Origin of the sequence: Streptomyces africanus, assembly GCF_002150735.1 — a bacterium.
Lineage (GTDB): Bacteria > Actinomycetota > Actinomycetes > Streptomycetales > Streptomycetaceae > Streptomyces > Streptomyces africanus.
Window position 1 is genome coordinate 1 of sequence record NZ_MUKA01000326.1, and the last position, 16571, is coordinate 16571.

Below are 16571 nucleotides of genomic sequence, written 5' to 3' on the forward strand. Positions count from 1 at the left end.
AACCCGCCCCGCGTCCGCCCCTGCGGGTCCTGGAGTGCGCGAACTGCGGTGCTCCGGGGCGTCCGGAGTCTCTGCCAGGGGGCCGTTGCAGCGCCTGCCGGGGCGAACACGCCCCCGCGCAACCCCCTGCACCTCTGTCCGCCCCCACGGTCCACGAACGCGCGGCCCAGATCCGCGCCGAGATGTCCCAACGACGCCGAGAGAAGGCACGCACATGACGGCTCCTACGGTCCGCCGCCACCAGCCCGGGGCACGATGGAGGGAAGGAGGCGACGCCATGACCCGAGACACGACCGACCGCCCGCAGATGGATGTCGAGGACTTCGACGAACTCGTCCGCAGGGCCCCGAGGGAGATCCGGAACAGGCTGGAGTTCCTGGGCGGGCGGCTGTGCATCCGGCACGGTCCGCTCGACGTGGACGAGTTCGAGGAGCTTGCCGCGGTGGCCCCCGAAACCGTGCGGCTGGAGTACATCAATGGAAAGGTAGAGGTCAAAGCCATGCCGGACGGCAACCACACATCGATCTTCTTGTGGCTGTTGCGCCAGTGCATGCAGCACCGACCCGACCTGGATCTCGCACCGGAGCGGGGTGTCAAGGCAGAGGCTTACCGCAAGGGCCGGGCCCGCACGGATGGATTCCTGGCACCAGTGGACCACTTCAAGGGCGACCGCGAGTGGTCCGACCCCGACGGTGCCCTGATGGCCGTGGAGATCACCTCCCACGACCGCGACACCGACCAACGCGACCGCATCGACAAGCCCGTCGGATACGCGGCGGCCGACATCCCCGTCTACCTCCTCATCGACCGCGACAACAACACACTCACCGTCCACAGCGAACCGAAAGACGGCCGCTACCAGCAGATCTCCCGACACCCCTGGGGCGCCACCGTCGAACTCCCCGCCCCCGTGAACATCACCCTGGACACCGAGAAGCTCAAGGACTACGCCGACTGACGACAATGGACACATGAACCACGCCCAGCTCACCGCCCTAGGCCGTGCCCTCCGTCTCCTCGGTGAGCACGGGGAGGCACTCACCTCCGACACGCCGGACGGCAAACTGCACGAGGTCAAGGCGGATCTGAAGCGCGCCCTGGACCTGCTGGAGGAGAGCGTCTCGAACGCGGCGCCCAGCACACGCTGCCCCGAGCATCCGAACGGCCCGGTCGACGAGGCCGCCCCCGACCTGTGCCTGCTGTGCGAGACCCGGCGCCGGGCCGCCCGCCGCGCGGAGTTCAACGGCCCCGCCCCGCAACACCGGCCCACCGAGCCGGTCCAGTCCCGCTACGGCGTGAGCGGTGACCGCCCCCAGCCCCAGCAGCGCTGGCTGCCGGAGCTGTGGAACGGCCAGACCTGGCAGCTGTGCGGCACCCCGCGCCGGGACCGCCGCGAGGCCGAGCTCTACATCGCCGCCCAGCGCAAGGCTCCCCGGTCCGCCATGGCGTACCGGCTGGTGCACGAGTTCACCGACTACGAGGTGCTGCGCGTGTGGGGGACGCCGGTCAGGATCGACATCGAGCCCATGGGCAACCTGTAGCTCACAGCAGGGGCAGGGCGGAGAAGTCGTGGCCCTCCCACAGGCGCCGTGACGTCTCCTCCGGGTACGCCCGCACCGCCGGCTCCGCGTCCAGCACCTGCACCAGCCGCTCCGTCTCCTCGTACGCCGGCCAGCCCGGGTCGCCCGTCCTCGCGAACGCCGTCCAGGACGACCGGAAGCGGGACGACAGCGCCTCGGCCTCGGCGGACGGCTCCGTGCCCGCGAACAGCAGGGCTCCGAGGTCCGCCCCGTACGTGCCGAAGAGCAGGGGGATGTCCAGGCCGTGGCAGGCGCCCAGCGCGCCGCCGTTGCCCGGGGCCGGCCAGGTCAGCTCGTAGACGTGCGCGCGTCCGCCGCCCGCGCGCTGCGCCTCGGCCAGGTGCAGGGAGGGCATGCCGAACAGCCAGTCCGTCTGGACGCGTTCGAACAGCTCACCAGGGGAGGCGTCGGGGAAGGCCGTGCGGTAGGCCCGCTCGCCGTCGGGGCCGGGGGCGAAGAGGCGCAGGGCCGCGGTCGCCCGCTCCTCGGATATCTGTCCCAGCTGTCCCGCCATGGCGACGAAGAGGCGGTACTCGTCGCGGTTGTGGCCGACGAGCAGGTCGACGTCCTTCGCCGCACCGGCCGCCAGCGCCTGCCAGGGCGTGACCGGCAGGACCTCGCCGTCGACGACCGGCGAGAAGGGCGTGACCGTCGGCGCCGCCTGGCCCCAGCGGTCGGTGTACCCGGCCATCTTGCCGCTCAACGACTCGCCCGCCGAGGTCAGTTCGCGCGGCGGGATCGTCGCCAGGTCGGCGACCGTGGGGCGCAGGCCCACCTCGGCGGCGAGAGCGGCACCGATGTCCCGGGCCAGGGCGTCCGAGAAGAACGTCCCCGGTACGCTCTGCGCGACCACCCGCCGGAACAGGCCCGCCGCCCTCGGCATGGCGAGCAGCGAGGCGATCGAACCCGCGCCCGCCGACTCGCCGAAGACCGTGACCTGGCCGGGATCGCCGCCGAACGCCTCGATGTTGTCCCGGACCCATTCGAGGGCGGCCACCTGGTCGAGCAGGCCGCGGTTGGCGGGAGCGCCCTCGATGAACGCGAAACCCTCCATGCCCACGCGGTAGTTGAGCGACACGACGACCACGTCGCCGTCGGCCGCGAGGTGCCGGGCGTCGTAGCCGGGGCTGCCGGCGTGGCCGAGCTTGTAGGCGCCGCCGTAGATCCACACCATCACCGGGCGGCGGGCGCCCCGGTCGGGTTCGGGGGTCCAGACGTTGACCGTGAGCCACTCGTCGCCCTCGGGCACGTCGATCAGGCCCGGACCGCCCAGGTTGCCGAGGTCCTGCGGGGGCGGCGGGCCGAAGGCGTACGCGTCCCGTACGCCGTCCCAGGCGTGGGCGGGGCGCGGTGCCATGAAACGGGCCTCGCCCACGGGGGGCGCGGCGAAGGGGATGCCGCGATAGACGGCGAGGCCCTCCTCCGTGCGGCCGCGTACCGCACCGGCGGTGGTGCGCACCACCGGCGCGGGCCGCGGGTCGTCGGTCGCCGGGCGGGGCTCCGTCGTCGTCATCTGGATCTCCTCACGAGTGCCGGTGAACAGGCGCTCAGTCAGTGTCCTTGACTGACGCAAGGAGATCCAGAGGCACAGGCTCCAGGCTCAGCTGAGCGTCTTCAGCGCCGCCGGGTCGTACGGCGCCACCTCGTCGAAACGGCCCGAGAGGACCTTCTGCGCCCACTGCGGGTCCTGGAGCAGGGCGCGGCCGACGGCGACCAGGTCGAACTCGTCGCGCTCGAAGCGGTCCAGGAGGTTGTCGAGGTCGCCGAGCTCGGCGCCCTGGCCCTGGAAGGCCTTGATGAAGTCGCCGTTCAGGCCGACCGAGCCGACGGTGATGGCCGGCTTGCCGGTGAGCTTCTTGGTCCAGCCGGCCAGGTTGAGGTCGGAGTCGTCGAACTCGGGCACCCAGTAGCGGCGGGTGGAGGCGTGGAAGGCGTCCACACCGGCCGCGGCGAGCGGGGTCAGGATGGCCTCCAGCTCTTCGGGCGTCTCGGCGAGGCGGGCGTCGTAGGCGTCCTGCTTCCACTGCGAGTAGCGGAAGATGACGGGGAAGTCGGCGGAGACGGTCTCGCGGACGGCCGCGACGATCTCCGCCGAGAACGCGGCACGGGCGACCGGGTCGCCGCCGTAGGCGTCGGTGCGGCGGTTGGTGCCCTCCCACAGGAACTGGTCGAGCAGGTAGCCGTGGGCGCCGTGGATCTCCACGCCGTCGAAGCCGATGCGCTCGGCGGCGGCCGCGGCCTCGGCGAACGCGCCGATGACGGCGTCGATGTCGGCCTGGGTCATGGCCTTGCCGGTGGGCTCGGTGGCGCCGATGCGCAGACCGGAGGGGCCGACGGCCGGGGCGTCCGCGACGGGCGGTTCGCCCTGGTTGCGGACCATGCCGATGTGCCACAGCTGCGGCACGATCGTGCCGCCCGCGGCGTGCACCGCCTCGGCCACCTTCGCCCAGCCGGCGAGCTGCTCCTCGCCGTGGAACCGCGGCACGCGGTCGCTCTGCCCGGCCGACTCATGGCCGACGTAGGTGCCCTCGGTGACGATCAGGCCGACACCGGCTGCGGCGCGGCGCGCGTAGTACGAGACGACGTCCTCGCCGGGGATGCCGCCCGGGGAGAACATGCGGGTCATCGGCGCCATCGCGATCCGGTTCGGGACGGTCAGGCCGCCCAGCGACACGGGCCGGGACAGGATTTCGGCGGCGCGGGAGGCGGCGGAGGCGTCGACGGTCACGTGGGGGCTCCTCTTCGGATACCGGACAGTATGTGCATACGCATAAGACGTACGGTCCAACCATCCGGCCCCGGCGACCTCATCCCGTCCGCACTGTGATCCCGGACACGCCCGAGGGCGGCACCCCCTGTCGGAACAGGGAGTGCCGCCCTCGGCAAGGACGTTGATCGACCAGGTCGATCAGAAGTCCATGTCACCGCCCGGCATGCCGCCGCCGGCGGGCGCGGCGGCCTTCTCCGGCTTGTCGGCGATGACGGCCTCGGTGGTGAGGAACAGCGCGGCGATGGAGGCGGCGTTCTGCAGCGCGGAACGGGTCACCTTCGCCGGGTCGATGATGCCCTCGGCGATCATGTCGACGTACTCACCGGTCGCGGCGTTCAGGCCGTGGCCGACCTGGAGGTTGCGGACCTTCTCCACGACGACGCCGCCCTCGAGACCACCGTTGACGGCGATCTGCTTCAGCGGGGCCTCCAGGGCGAGCTTCACGGCGTTGGCGCCGGTCGCCTCGTCACCCTCCAGCTCCAGCTTCTCGAAGACCTGGGAGGCCTGCAGCAGGGCCACGCCACCACCGGCGACGATGCCCTCCTCGACGGCCGCCTTGGCGTTGCGGACGGCGTCCTCGATGCGGTGCTTGCGCTCCTTGAGCTCCACCTCGGTGGCGGCACCCGCCTTGATGACGGCCACGCCGCCGGCCAGCTTCGCCAGGCGCTCCTGCAGCTTCTCGCGGTCGTAGTCCGAGTCGCTGTTCTCGATCTCGGCGCGGATCTGGTTGACCCGGCCCTGGACCTGGTCGGCGGAGCCGGCACCGTCGACGATGGTGGTCTCGTCCTTGGTGATGACGACCTTGCGGGCCTTGCCCAGGAGGTCGATCGTGGCGTTCTCCAGCTTGAGGCCGACCTCCTCGGAGATCACCTCGCCGCCGGTGAGGATGCCGATGTCCTGCAGCATCGCCTTGCGGCGGTCGCCGAAGCCCGGGGCCTTGACGGCGACGGACTTGAAGGTGCCGCGGATCTTGTTGACGACCAGGGTCGACAGGGCCTCGCCCTCGACGTCCTCGGCGATGATCAGCAGCGGCTTGCCGGACTGCATGACCTTCTCGAGGAGCGGCAGCAGGTCCTTGACGTTGCTGATCTTCGAGTTGGCGATCAGGATGTACGGGTCGTCGAGGACGGCCTCCATACGCTCCATGTCGGTGGCGAAGTACGCCGAGATGTAGCCCTTGTCGAAGCGCATACCCTCGGTGAGCTCCAGCTCCAGACCGAAGGTCTGGGACTCCTCGACGGTGATGACGCCTTCCTTGCCGACCTTGTCCATGGCCTCGGCGATGAGCTCGCCGATCTGGGTGTCGGCGGCGGAGATGGAGGCCGTGGAGGCGATCTGCTCCTTGGTCTCGACGTCCTTCGCCTGCTCCAGCAGGGCGGCGGAGACGGCCTCGACGGCGCGCTCGATACCGCGCTTCAGGGCCATCGGGTTGGCACCGGCGGCTACGTTGCGCAGGCCTTCCTTGACCAGGGCCTGGGCGAGAACGGTCGCGGTGGTCGTACCGTCACCGGCGACGTCGTCCGTCTTCTTGGCGACTTCCTTGACCAGCTCGGCGCCGATCTTCTCGTACGGGTCCTCGAGTTCGATCTCCTTGGCGATGGACACACCATCGTTGGTGATCGTGGGGGCGCCCCACTTCTTCTCGAGGACGACGTTGCGGCCCTTGGGGCCGAGCGTCACCTTGACGGCGTCCGCGAGCTGGTTCATGCCGCGCTCGAGGCCGCGCCGCGCCTCCTCGTCGAACGCGATGATCTTGGCCATGTGAAGTGGTCCCTCCAGGACTGGGGGTGATTACTTCGGACCGCGCCCGCGCCCGCGACGGACGGCTCGCCTGCCTCGTGGTTCCTTCCCACCCGGCCTGCGGGCCTCACCGACCCGGTCCTTACGTTGTCACTCTCACCTTCAGAGTGCTAACGCAATGATTAGCACTCGGGCATGCAGAGTGCAAGGCGCACCCGCGTAGCGGGTGCTCGTTGAGGGGTGGTGGTCGGGCGACGGGCGGGCGCAAGCGACTCCCACGGTTCGAACGGGCGCTCAGCCCCCGGCGAACAGGGGGCATCCGGCTCGGCCCGCAGGCCACGGGCAGCGCCGCATCGGATCGGGCGAGGAGAGAAATGCCTGGCCCGCGGCCCGCGGCGGCGAGACGAGAGCGACGACGCGAGCGGGTCCGGGGCGCGGCCCCGCGGCCCCAGCACCGGGGGACGACGAGACGCGTTCGGGCGCGGCGGTTTCGACGAGCGGTCGCCCGGCGCACCCGTCAACGCCGGCCGCCGACCCCCGAGCAGGCCGAAGGGCCCGCACCCCAGGGGGTGCGGGCCCTTCAGAGAAGACCGGTCGCTTGCGCTTGGTCGTGGTGCGCGTTCAGGCAGAGACGCGAACCATGTCGGCCTGCGGTCCCTTCTGACCCTGCGAGATCTCGAACTCGACCCGCTGGCCCTCTTCAAGGGTGCGGTAGCCGTCCATCTGGATCGCGCTGTAGTGGACGAAAACATCCGCACCACCGTCGACCGCGATGAAGCCGTACCCCTTCTCCGCGTTGAACCACTTGACGGTGCCCTGAGCCATGCCTAACTCCCCTATTACTGGCCCTTGCACAGATCCACACTTCGCGGATCCGGGTCAGACCTCACCCCCCACGGTTGGGGGCGTGCGCCGGAACGCGTCGACCGCGGCCGAATGTATCTGTCCAACTGCCGTCTGCAACAGGTCAATCGGACGAGAATTCTGGAAGCACAGGGTCCGGAATGTGGGGAGAATTCGCCAGACTTCAGGGCAAGTCGGGCCACATAAAATGCGCAAAAGCCGCGAAAGACACACACACTTTGGCTACATCTTGTCGGGCGCGCGGCAGGAAATCAGGGCTCCCGATCAGGAGATCGGCGCTGCGTTCCCCAACTGTACCGCGCTCAATCACACAGAATTGCCCCCTCCGCTTCTCTCACGGAGGGGGCAATTCGATGAACTCTCAGTAACCGCCGTTACCGAAGGTAACAAACAAGCCGGTCGACCGGTTCAGCCACCCGCGACAGCGGGGATGATCGACACCCCGGCACCGTCCGGCGTCGCCGTCTCCAGCCCCTGCTCGAACCGCACGTCGTCGTCGTTGACGTACACGTTGACGAACCGGCGCAGCTTGCCCTGGTCGTCCAGCACCCGGGCGGCGATCCCGGTGTGGTTCTTCTCCAGATCGGCGATGACCTCGCCGAGAGTCGCCCCCTCGGCGGCGACCTCGGCCTGCCCGCCGGTGTAGGTACGCAGGATGGTGGGGATGCGAACGGTGACGCTCATCGGGCTATGACCTCCGGTTTTGATTGAAGCTACGGCTGGGGCGCGCCCTTAGGGGCGCGGGGAACTGCGCGACCAGCCCCCCACCGGCCCGCAGCAGACAACGATCAGACGAGCCCAGCCTCACGGAACGAATCAAGGTTGGGACGAATGGTCGCAGTAAGCCCGGTCCCGGCCACCGCATCCAGCGTCTTCAGACCGTCCCCGGTGTTCAGGACAACAGTGGTCTTGGTGGGGTCGAGCACCCCGTTCTCCACCAGCTTCTTCGCCACCCCCACGGTCACCCCACCGGCGGTCTCCGCGAAGATGCCCTCGGTCCGGGCGAGAATCTTGATCGCGTCGACGACCTGCTCGTCGTTGACGTCCTCCACCGCACCGCCCGTGCGACGCGCGATGTCGAGCACGTACGGCCCGTCCGCCGGGTTGCCGATCGCCAGCGACTTGGCGATCGTGTCCGGCTTCTGGGGGCGTACGACGTCGTGCCCGGCCTTGTACGCCGTCGACACCGGCGAGCAGCCCTCGGCCTGCGCGCCGAAGATCTTGTACGGCTTGTCCTCGACCAGCCCGAGCTTGATCAGCTCCTGCAGGCCCTTGTCGATCTTCGTGAGCTGCGAGCCGGAGGCGATCGGCACCACGATCTGGTCCGGCAGCCGCCAGCCGAGCTGCTCGCAGATCTCGTACGCCAGGGTCTTGGAGCCCTCCGCGTAGTACGGCCGCAGGTTGACGTTGACGAAGCCCCAGCCCTCGCCGGCCGGGTCGCCGATCAGCTCGGAGCAGAAGCGGTTCACGTCGTCGTAGTTGCCCTGGATGCCGACGAGCTCGCCGCCGTAGACCGCGGCCATGACGACCTTGCCCTGCTCCAGGTCGTGCGGGATGAACACGCAGGAGCGGAAGCCGGCGCGGGCCGCCGCGGCACCCACGGCGCCGGCGAGGTTGCCGGTGGAGGAGCAGGACAGCGTGGTGAAGCCGAAGGCGCGGGCGGCCTCCAGGGCCTGGGCGACGACGCGGTCCTTGAAGGAGTGCGTCGGGTTGCCGGAGTCGTCCTTGATGAAGAGCTTGCCGGCGTCGACACCCAGTTCACGCGCGAGGTTGTCGGCCTTGACGAGCTGGGTCCAGCCCGGGTTGATGTTCGGCTTGGTCGCCACGTCGGCCGGGACCGGCAGCAGCGGGGCGTAGCGCCAGATGTTCGCGGGTCCCGCTTCGATCCGCTTGCGGAGTTCCTCGGTGTCGTAGGCCGAGAAGTCGTAGGCGATCTCCAGCGGGCCGAAACACTCCTCGCACGCGAAGACCGGGCCGAGGGGGACGCGGTGGCCGCACTCGCGGCAGCTCAGGGCGGCGGCGGGGCCGAGGTCTACGGTGGAGTCGGTGGTGCTTGCAACAGTCTGCACAGCCATGTGAGGCGAGGCCCTTCCTCATCTTCCTCACGACGCATCTCGCCGTGAGACGGATTTGGCACCTTCCCGAGCCGGGACCTCGCGGAGCGGTCGACAGTGACCTACGAGTATCGGCTGGAGGGTTGCCGGGGCTTCATCGGGCCGTATCCCTCTGCCCCTCTGGATGAGCTGTATTCGGTTGTAAACAACGGTCGACCCCGGACATGCGATGGTCATCCGCGTTGTTCAAGACTGTAACCGACGACCAGGACAGTTGAGATAGTCGTCCGAACCGCGAGATGACTGTACCTGTCAGCCGCTACCGCGGCGGGCAGTCCGTCCCGCCGAGAGTACGCAGAGGAGCCGCCACGGTGCTGGAAGAAGTCGAGCGCTGGCTGAGCACCCGTTCCTGGTCAGCGACCGATCGTCCGCTCCACCAGATTCTGGCCGCCAAGCAGCGCACGGGCCAGACGGTGAGTGTGGTGCTGCCCGCGCTCAACGAGGAGGAGACGGTCGGTGACATCGCCGCCATCATCCGACACGACCTGATGCGGCAGGTGCCGCTCGTCGACGAGCTCGTCGTCGTCGACTCGGGATCGACCGACCGCACGTCGGAGGTGGCCGCCGCCGCGGGCGCGACGGTGGTGCACCGCGACGAGATCATCCCGCGGATCCCGGCCGTGCCCGGCAAGGGCGAGGTGCTGTGGCGCTCGCTGCTCGTCACGCGCGGGGACATCGTCTGCTTCATCGACGCGGACCTGAAGGACTTCTCGTCCGACTTCGTCTCCGGGATCGTGGGGCCGCTGCTCACCGACCCGGACGTCGCCCTGGTGAAAGGCATGTACGACCGTCCGCTCGGCGGCGCCGCCGGGCAGGGCGGCCGGGTCACGGAGCTGATGGCCCGCCCGCTGCTCAACATGCACTGGCCGCAGCTGGCCGGGTTCGTGCAGCCGCTCGGCGGCGAGTACGCGGCCCGCCGCTCGCTGCTGGAGCAGCTGCCGTTCCCCGTCGGGTACGGCGTCGAGCTGGGCATGCTGGTCGACGCGCTGCACCTGGTGGGCCTGGACGCCCTCGCCCAGGTGGATGTCGGGGTGCGCAAGCACCGGCACCAGGACGGGCAGGCGCTGGGCCGGATGGCCGCCGCGATCTACCGCACGGCCCAGCTGCGGCTGGCCCGCGGGCATCTGATCCGGCCGTCCCTGACGCAGTTCGAGCGGAGCGGCGACGGCTTCGAGCCGCGCACGTACTCCGTGGACACCGAGGAACGTCCGCCGATGGCGGAGATCGCCGAGTACCAGGCGCGGAGAGCGGCCTGACCGGGGTCGTTTTCGGCCGGATGGGGCCGGGCCGCACGTTTGAGCGTTTCCGGGCCGGGCTAGGTTGAGGCGTATGGCTTCGACGTACGGTGCTGCACAGGTGCTGGTGGCGTCCAACCGCGGTCCGGTTTCGTACGCGGTGGGCGAGGACGGTTCGCTGAACGCCAAGCGGGGCGGCGGCGGGCTGGTCTCGGGGCTGTCCGCGATCGGCTCGGACGCGGACGCGCTGTGGGTGTGCTCGGCGCTGTCCGACGGCGACCGCGAGGCGGTGCGGCGGGGCGTCGGCGAGGACGGCGTGCGGATGCTGGACATCCCGGCCGACGTGCACGCGGACGCGTACAACGGCATCGCCAACTCGGTGCTGTGGTTCGTCCACCACATGATCTACCAGACGCCGCTGGAGCCGGTCTTCGACGCGGAGTTCCGGCGCCAGTGGGCGTCGTACGAGACGTACAACCGTGCGTTCGCCGAGGCGCTGGCCGAGGAGGCGGCGCAGGGCGCGGCGGTGGTGGTGCAGGACTACCACCTGACGCTGGTGCCGGGCATGCTCCGCGAGCTGCGCCCGGACCTGAGGATCGGCCACTTCTCGCACACGCCGTGGGCGCCGCCCGAGTACTTCCGGATGCTGCCGGACGACGTGGCCGGGCAGGTGCTGCGCGGCATGCTGGGCGCGGACCGGCTGGGCTTTCTCACGCAGCGCTGGGCGGACGCGTTCACCGCGTGCGCCGAGCAGTTCGCCGGCGGGCTCGGGGGCACGCGGATCGGCGTGCACGGGCTGGGGGCCGACGCGGACTTCCTGCGGAAGCGGTCGCACGAGCAGGACGTCGAGGAGCGGATGGCCGCGCTCCGGGAGGAGATCGGCGAGGGCCGCCGCACCATCGTCCGGGTCGACCGCACGGAGCTGTCGAAGAACATCGTTCGCGGCCTGCTGGCCTACCGCCGGCTGCTGGAGACCCACGCCGAGTGGCGCGAGCGCGTGGTGCACGTGGCCTTCGCGTATCCGTCGCGCCAGGACCTCGCGGTGTACCGGGAGTACACGGCCGAGGTGCGGCGGGTCGCGGAGGAGATCAACGCCGAGTTCGGAACGCCGGGGTGGACCCCGGTCGTCCTCAACCTCAAGGACGACTTCGCCCGCTCGCTGGCCGCGTACCGGCTGGCCGACGTGGCGCTGGTCAACCCCATCCGGGACGGCATGAACCTCGTCGCCAAGGAGGTCCCGGTCGTCTCCGACGCGGGCTGCGCTCTGGTGCTGTCGCGGGAGGCAGGGGCGTTCGAGGAGCTGGCCGAGGACGCGATCACGGTGAACCCCTACGACATCACGGGCACGGCGACGGCCCTGCACGAGGCCCTGTCCATGCGCCCGGAGGAGCGGGCCGAGCGCAGCAAGCGCCTGGCCGCGGCGGCGACGGCGCTGCCTCCGGCGCAGTGGTTCCTGGACCAGCTCGACGCGTTGAGGGGCTGAGCGGGGATGACCGGTCCCACGGACTCCCCGCTGCCGGTGCCCGCCACGAAAGCCGGGCAGGAGGGTCTGGACGCTCTTCTCACCCGCCCGGGCACGGCGTTGATCGGCCTCGACTTCGACGGGACGCTCGCGCCGATCGTGGCCGACCCCGAGCAGGCCCGGGCCCACCCGGACGCCGTCCCCGCGCTGGCCGCGCTCGCGCCGAAGGTGGCCGCCGTGGCGGTGATCACCGGGCGGCCCGCCGAGGTCGCGGTGCGCAATGGCGGCTTCGCGGACGTCCCGGGCCTGGAGCACCTCGTGGTCCTCGGCCACTACGGCGCCGAGCGCTGGGACGCCCGCACCGGCGAGATCAGCGCCCCCGAGCCACATCCCGGCGTCGCCGCGGTCCGCACCGAGCTGCCCGAGCTCCTCGAACGGCTCGGCGCGTCGCAGGGGACCTGGATCGAGGAGAAGGGCCGGTCCGTGGCGGTCCACACCCGCCGGGCCGCCGACCCGCAGGCCACGCTGGACTCCCTGCGCGAACCGCTCGCCGGCCTGGCCGGCCGCCACCGCCTGATCGTGGAGCCCGGCCGCATGGTCCTCGAACTGCGCCCGCCCGGCATGGACAAGGGCGCCGCCCTCGCCGGGTTCGCCCGGGAGATCGGCGCCGGGTCCGTCCTCTTCGCCGGCGACGACCTGGGCGATCTGCCCGCCTTCTCGGCCGTGGACACGCTCCGCTCGGACGGCACCCCGGGCCTGCTGGTGTGCAGCGGCAGCGACGAGGTGACCGAGCTGAGGGAGCGCGCGGACGTGGTGGTGGACGGCCCGGAGGGTGTCGTACGCCTGCTGAGCGAGCTGGCGGACCGGATCGGCTGAGTCCTTAACGCTCCGCCCTGCGCTTGTCCCGGATCCGCCGCAGCCGGTTCACCGTCACCGGGTCGTGGGCCAGGGCCCGGGGGTCGTCCAGCAGGGCGTTGAGGAGCTGGTAGTAGCGCACGGGGGCGAGGCCCAGCTCCTCCCGTACGGCCCGTTCCTTCGCGCCGGGCCCGGAGAAACCGCGGCGTTCGAGCGCGAGGATGTCCCGCTCCCTGCGCCCGAGCCGCGTCTCACCCGTGTCCTCGTCCATGCCAGGCACCGTAACGCCCGCCACCGACAGCGGGTCTACTCCGCGCTCTCCGCCCGGGTCGCCACGGCCTGGAGGTGTCCCAGGACGCCCGAGGGGCTGCCGGTGGGGGCGACGGCCTTGCCGATCTGCGTCTTCACCTCGGCGCTGACGTCGGCCCAGGAGGTCTTGCCGACCGGGTAGAGCTCGGAGGCCACCAGCTCCTCCAGGAACGGCCTGAGGTGCCGGTCCTTGCCGGAGGCGGCCATGGTCCGGGACGCGGAGCTGGTGACCGGCAGCAGGTCGTACTCGCGGGAGAAGGCCAGTACGTTCTTCTCGCTGTAGACGAAGTTGAGGAAGTCGCCGACCTGCTCACGGTGGCCGTTCTTGCGGAAGGCCGTCATCCAGTCGGCGACACCGAGCGTGGACTTGCTCGGCCCCTCCTTGCCCGGGGTCGGCACCATGCCGTACTCGACGCCGTGCTTGGCGGCGATCTTCATCAGGGAGGGGTGGCCGTTGAGCATGCCGACCTCGCCCTTGGCGAAGGCGGCGAACGCGGCGGCCCGGTTCAGCTCGCCGGGCGCGACCGGCCCGGTCAGGTCCTTGGCGACCAGTTCGTTCTTCAGCCAGGAGAAGGTGTCGATGTTCTCCGGGGAGTCGATGCCGTAGCTGCCGACGGTGTCGGCGTAGCCGCCCCCGCCGCTGAGCATCCACTGCAGGGTCTCGGCCTGCGCCTCCTCCGGGCCGAGGGGCAGCGCGTAGGGGTACTTCACGCCCTCTTCCTTGAGCGCCTCGGCGTCCTCGGCCAGGTCGTCCCAGGACTTGGGCGGGGTGATGCCGGCCTTGGCGAAGAGGGTCTTGTTGTAGAAGAGCACGCGGGTGGAGGAGGCGAACGGCATGCCGTACTGCACGCCCTTGACCTGTCCTGCGGAGGCCAGCTGCCCGACGAAGTCGGCCTGCACGGGTATGGAGAGCAGGTCGTCCGCCTTGTAGAGCTGGTTCTGCGCCGCGTAGTCGGCGTACGCGCCGATCTGCGCCATGTCCGGCGGGTCACCGGCGGCGACCATCTCCCTGACCTTGCGGTCGACGTCGTTCCAGGAGTAGACGCTGACGTCGATCGTGACGCCGGGGTGGTCGGCCTCGTACTCCTCGACCAGCTTGTCCCAGTACTTCCGGGAGCTGTTGGCCGCGCTGTCGCCGTAGTCGGCGGCGACCAGCTTCAGGGTCACGTCGGCGGAGCCGCCCGTCACGCCGCAGCCACCGAGGACCGCCGTCATGCCCAGCGCGGACACCACCGCGATCGTTCCTGCCATCCGCCGCCGCTGCACCGCTGTTCTTCCCCAACCCTGGCGTGACCGCCAACGAAAGCTTTCGATAATCGGAACAAGGTCTACACCACGTGAGTGGACTAGACCTCTCGCGGGTCCCCGGGTCACACTGGTTCCGTGAAACATGTCATCGCCCTCGACGTGGGCGGCACCGGGATGAAGGCCGCTCTGGCCGGTCCGCGGGGCGAGGTGCTGCACCGGGCCCGCCGCGCCACCGGACGCGAGCACGGACCGGACGCCGTGATCACGGGCATCCTCGACTTCGCCGCCGAACTGCGCGCGTACGGCGCCGAGCACTTCGGCACGCCCGCGCCGGCCGCCGGCGTGGCCGTCCCCGGCATCGTCGACGAGGCGCGCGGCATCGCCGTCTACGCGGCGAACCTCGGCTGGCGTGACGTCCCCCTGCGCGACCTGCTGGCGGAGCGGCTGGGCATCCCGGTCGCCCTCGGCCACGACGTGCGCACGGGCGGCCTCGCCGAGGGCCGGGTCGGCGCGGGCCGGGGCGCCGACCGGTTCCTGTTCGTCGCGCTCGGCACCGGCATCGCGGGCGCCATCGGCGTCGACGGCCGGGTCGAGTCGGGCGCGCACGGCTTCGCGGGTGAGGTCGGCCACATCGTCGTACGCCCCGGCGGGACGCCCTGCCCCTGCGGCCAGCGCGGCTGCCTGGAACGCTTCGCCTCGGCGGCGGCGGTGAGCGAGGCCTGGGCGACGGCGTCCGGGGACCCGGGCGCGGACGCCGCGGACTGCGCGAAGGCGGTGGACTCCGGCGACCCGAGGGCACAGGCGGTCTGGCAGGGGGCGGTCGACGCCCTCGCCGACGGCCTGGTCACGGCCCTGACCCTGCTGGACCCGCGCACGCTGATCATCGGCGGCGGCCTGGCGGAGGCGGGGGAAACCCTGTTCACGCCGCTGAGGGAAGCCATCCGTCGCCGCATCACCTTCCAGCAACAGCCGTCGATCGTCCCCGCGGCGCTGGGGGACACGGCCGGATGCCTGGGCGCCGGGCTCCTGGCCTGGGATCTCCTCGACCGAACCGACCGCACGGAGGTAACGCCCTGATGACCGATGCCTCAGGGGCGCGGGGAACTGCGCGACCAGCCACGACGCACCCGCACCCCGCAACGGCCGGACAACCCACGGTCCTCACCGGCGCCACCGTCGTCCTCCCCACAGGAACCGTCGAAAACGGCCAGGTGACCATCGACGGCACCCGCATCACCGCCGCAGCCCCCGAAAACGCCCAGGTCATCGACGTAACCGGCCACTACGTACTCCCCGGCTTCATCGACATCCACAACCACGGCGGCGGCGGAGCCTCCTTCACCTCCGGGTCGGTCGAAGACGTACTGCGCGGCATCCACACCCACCGCCTGCACGGCACCACCACCCTGGTCGCCTCGACCGTCACCGGCGACATGGACTTCCTCGCCCAGCGCGCCGGCCTGCTGAGCGAGCTGGCCGAGCAGGGCGAGATCGCCGGCATCCACTTCGAGGGCCCGTTCATCTCCCCCTGCCGCAAGGGCGCGCACTCCGAGGGGCTGCTGCGCGACCCGGACCCGGCGGAGGTCCGCAAGCTGATCGACGCGGCCCGGGGCAGGGCGAAGATGGTCACGCTGGCCACCGAACTGCCCGGCGGCACCGACTCCGTACGCCTTCTGGCCGAACACGGCGTGATCGCGGCGATCGGCCACACCGACGCGACGTACGAGCAGACGGTCGAGGCCATCGACGCGGGCGCGACGGTCGCCACCCACCTCTTCAACGCGATGCCGCCGCTCGGCCACCGCTCCCCCGGCCCGATCGCCGCGCTCCTGGAGGACGACCGGATCACGGTCGAGCTGATCAACGACGGCACGCATCTGCACCCCGCCGCGCTCCAGCTGGCGTTCCACCGCGCGGGCGCGGACCGGGTGGCGTTCATCACGGACGCGATGGACGCGGCCGGTTTCGGCGACGGACGCTACTGGCTGGGTCCGCTGGAGGTGGAGGTCGCGGACGGCGTGGCCCGCCTGCTGACCGACGGCACGATCGCCGGCTCGACCCTCACCCTGGACCGCGCGTTCAAGCGTGCGGTCACGGTCGACGGCCTGTCCGTGGAGGACGCGGTGCAGGCGCTCTCGGCGACCCCCGCCCGCCTGCTCGGCATGTCCGATCGGATCGGCTCCCTGGAGCCCGGCAAGGACGCGGATCTGGTGCTCCTGGACGCGGACTACGAGCTCAAGGGCGTGATGCGCCGGGGCGCATGGGTGGTCGGTCCCCAACTGCGCTGATCCGTCCCGCCGTAGGGAGCCGGTGGCCGGCTCCAGGACTGGGCCGACCGCCGTCTCTTTGGCATGATCGGACTATCTGAACATTCACGGCGGCAAGCGCATTCTC

15 protein-coding genes and 1 riboswitch are annotated in these 16571 nt (G+C 70.8%); of the genes, 7 read left to right on the forward strand and 8 right to left on the reverse strand.

Going from position 1 to position 16571, the window contains the following annotated elements; translation table 11 throughout:
• Positions 1-277 precede the first annotated feature (277 nt).
• Both CCL05_RS33550 and CCL05_RS33555 read left to right on the forward strand, forming a co-directional pair.
• The gene (locus CCL05_RS33550; protein ID WP_244204491.1) at positions 278-958 is read left to right on the forward strand and encodes a Uma2 family endonuclease; all 681 of its coding nucleotides are present in this window, start codon (positions 278-280) and stop codon (positions 956-958) included.
• A gap of 13 nt (positions 959-971) precedes the next feature.
• Positions 972-1541, forward strand: coding sequence for a hypothetical protein (locus tag CCL05_RS33555; RefSeq protein ID WP_086564425.1), 570 nt, complete (start codon positions 972-974; stop codon positions 1539-1541).
• A gap of 1 nt (position 1542) precedes the next feature.
• Here the strand turns inward: CCL05_RS33555 and CCL05_RS33560 are convergent, their stop codons facing one another.
• From CCL05_RS33560 to thrC, 6 genes are all read right to left on the reverse strand, one after another.
• Positions 1543-3093 (reverse strand): carboxylesterase/lipase family protein, encoded by a 1551-nt coding sequence (locus tag CCL05_RS33560; RefSeq protein WP_086564426.1) that lies wholly within the window; start codon positions 3091-3093, stop codon positions 1543-1545.
• Between the two features lie 87 nt (positions 3094-3180).
• Entirely contained in the window at positions 3181-4308 is a 1128-nt protein-coding gene (locus CCL05_RS33565) for an NADH:flavin oxidoreductase (RefSeq protein ID WP_086564427.1), read from the reverse strand.
• 180 nt (positions 4309-4488) lie between these two features.
• Positions 4489-6111, reverse strand: coding sequence for a chaperonin GroEL (gene groL, locus CCL05_RS33570; protein WP_086564428.1), 1623 nt, complete (start codon positions 6109-6111; stop codon positions 4489-4491).
• A gap of 600 nt (positions 6112-6711) precedes the next feature.
• A complete protein-coding gene (locus tag CCL05_RS33575; RefSeq protein ID WP_010035953.1) occupies positions 6712-6915 on the reverse strand; it encodes a cold-shock protein in 204 nt (67 codons plus the stop codon).
• Between the two features lie 447 nt (positions 6916-7362).
• A complete protein-coding gene (locus tag CCL05_RS33580) occupies positions 7363-7638 on the reverse strand; it encodes a ubiquitin-like small modifier protein 1 (RefSeq protein ID WP_010035955.1) in 276 nt (91 codons plus the stop codon).
• Positions 7639-7742: 104 nt separating this feature from the next.
• Positions 7743-9029, reverse strand: a complete 1287-nt coding sequence (gene thrC / locus CCL05_RS33585; RefSeq protein WP_086564429.1) for a threonine synthase — start codon at positions 9027-9029, stop codon at positions 7743-7745.
• A gap of 15 nt (positions 9030-9044) precedes the next feature.
• Positions 9045-9199, reverse strand: a riboswitch (SAM riboswitch).
• Between the two features lie 180 nt (positions 9200-9379).
• Between thrC and CCL05_RS33590 the strand changes: the two genes are divergently transcribed.
• The 3 genes from CCL05_RS33590 (at position 9380) to otsB (ending at position 12641) form a co-directional block, all read left to right on the forward strand.
• Positions 9380-10324 carry a glucosyl-3-phosphoglycerate synthase gene (locus CCL05_RS33590; RefSeq protein ID WP_086564430.1) on the forward strand — a complete coding sequence of 315 codons (945 nt, stop codon included), beginning with the start codon at positions 9380-9382 and terminating at the stop codon, positions 10322-10324.
• 73 nt (positions 10325-10397) lie between these two features.
• A complete protein-coding gene (locus CCL05_RS33595) occupies positions 10398-11786 on the forward strand; it encodes an alpha,alpha-trehalose-phosphate synthase (UDP-forming) (protein WP_086564431.1) in 1389 nt (462 codons plus the stop codon).
• Positions 11787-11792: 6 nt separating this feature from the next.
• The gene (otsB, locus tag CCL05_RS33600; protein ID WP_086564432.1) at positions 11793-12641 is read left to right on the forward strand and encodes a trehalose-phosphatase; all 849 of its coding nucleotides are present in this window, start codon (positions 11793-11795) and stop codon (positions 12639-12641) included.
• Positions 12642-12645: 4 nt separating this feature from the next.
• Here otsB and CCL05_RS33605 read toward each other — a convergent pair whose 3' ends face one another.
• A complete protein-coding gene (locus CCL05_RS33605; protein ID WP_086564433.1) occupies positions 12646-12891 on the reverse strand; it encodes a DUF3263 domain-containing protein in 246 nt (81 codons plus the stop codon).
• Positions 12892-12926: 35 nt separating this feature from the next.
• Positions 12927-14180 carry an ABC transporter substrate-binding protein gene (locus tag CCL05_RS33610; protein WP_086564447.1) on the reverse strand — a complete coding sequence of 418 codons (1254 nt, stop codon included), beginning with the start codon at positions 14178-14180 and terminating at the stop codon, positions 12927-12929.
• Between the two features lie 132 nt (positions 14181-14312).
• Here CCL05_RS33610 and CCL05_RS33615 point away from each other — a divergent pair, with 132 nt between their 5' ends.
• The gene (locus CCL05_RS33615; RefSeq protein WP_086564434.1) at positions 14313-15254 is read left to right on the forward strand and encodes an ROK family protein; all 942 of its coding nucleotides are present in this window, start codon (positions 14313-14315) and stop codon (positions 15252-15254) included.
• Complete coding sequence (gene nagA, locus CCL05_RS33620; RefSeq protein ID WP_086564435.1) at positions 15254-16465, forward strand: N-acetylglucosamine-6-phosphate deacetylase; 1212 nt, start codon at positions 15254-15256, stop codon at positions 16463-16465. The genes CCL05_RS33615 and nagA overlap by 1 nt, the downstream gene beginning before the upstream one ends.
• Positions 16466-16571: the final 106 nt, after the last annotated feature.

Coding starts and splice junctions, on each gene's coding strand:
- CCL05_RS33550 (WP_244204491.1), top strand. CDS start 278: ATGACCCGAGACACGACCGACCGCCCGCAGATGGATGTCGAGGACTTC.
- CCL05_RS33555 (WP_086564425.1), top strand. CDS start 972: ATGAACCACGCCCAGCTCACCGCCCTAGGCCGTGCCCTCCGTCTCCTC.
- CCL05_RS33560 (WP_086564426.1), bottom strand. CDS start 3,093: ATGACGACGACGGAGCCCCGCCCGGCGACCGACGACCCGCGGCCCGCG.
- groL (WP_086564428.1), bottom strand. CDS start 6,111: ATGGCCAAGATCATCGCGTTCGACGAGGAGGCGCGGCGCGGCCTCGAG.
- CCL05_RS33575 (WP_010035953.1), bottom strand. CDS start 6,915: ATGGCTCAGGGCACCGTCAAGTGGTTCAACGCGGAGAAGGGGTACGGC.
- CCL05_RS33580 (WP_010035955.1), bottom strand. CDS start 7,638: ATGAGCGTCACCGTTCGCATCCCCACCATCCTGCGTACCTACACCGGC.
- thrC (WP_086564429.1), bottom strand. CDS start 9,029: ATGGCTGTGCAGACTGTTGCAAGCACCACCGACTCCACCGTAGACCTC.
- CCL05_RS33595 (WP_086564431.1), top strand. CDS start 10,398: ATGGCTTCGACGTACGGTGCTGCACAGGTGCTGGTGGCGTCCAACCGC.
- otsB (WP_086564432.1), top strand. CDS start 11,793: ATGACCGGTCCCACGGACTCCCCGCTGCCGGTGCCCGCCACGAAAGCC.
- CCL05_RS33605 (WP_086564433.1), bottom strand. CDS start 12,891: ATGGACGAGGACACGGGTGAGACGCGGCTCGGGCGCAGGGAGCGGGAC.
- CCL05_RS33610 (WP_086564447.1), bottom strand. CDS start 14,180: ATGGCAGGAACGATCGCGGTGGTGTCCGCGCTGGGCATGACGGCGGTC.
- nagA (WP_086564435.1), top strand. CDS start 15,254: ATGACCGATGCCTCAGGGGCGCGGGGAACTGCGCGACCAGCCACGACG.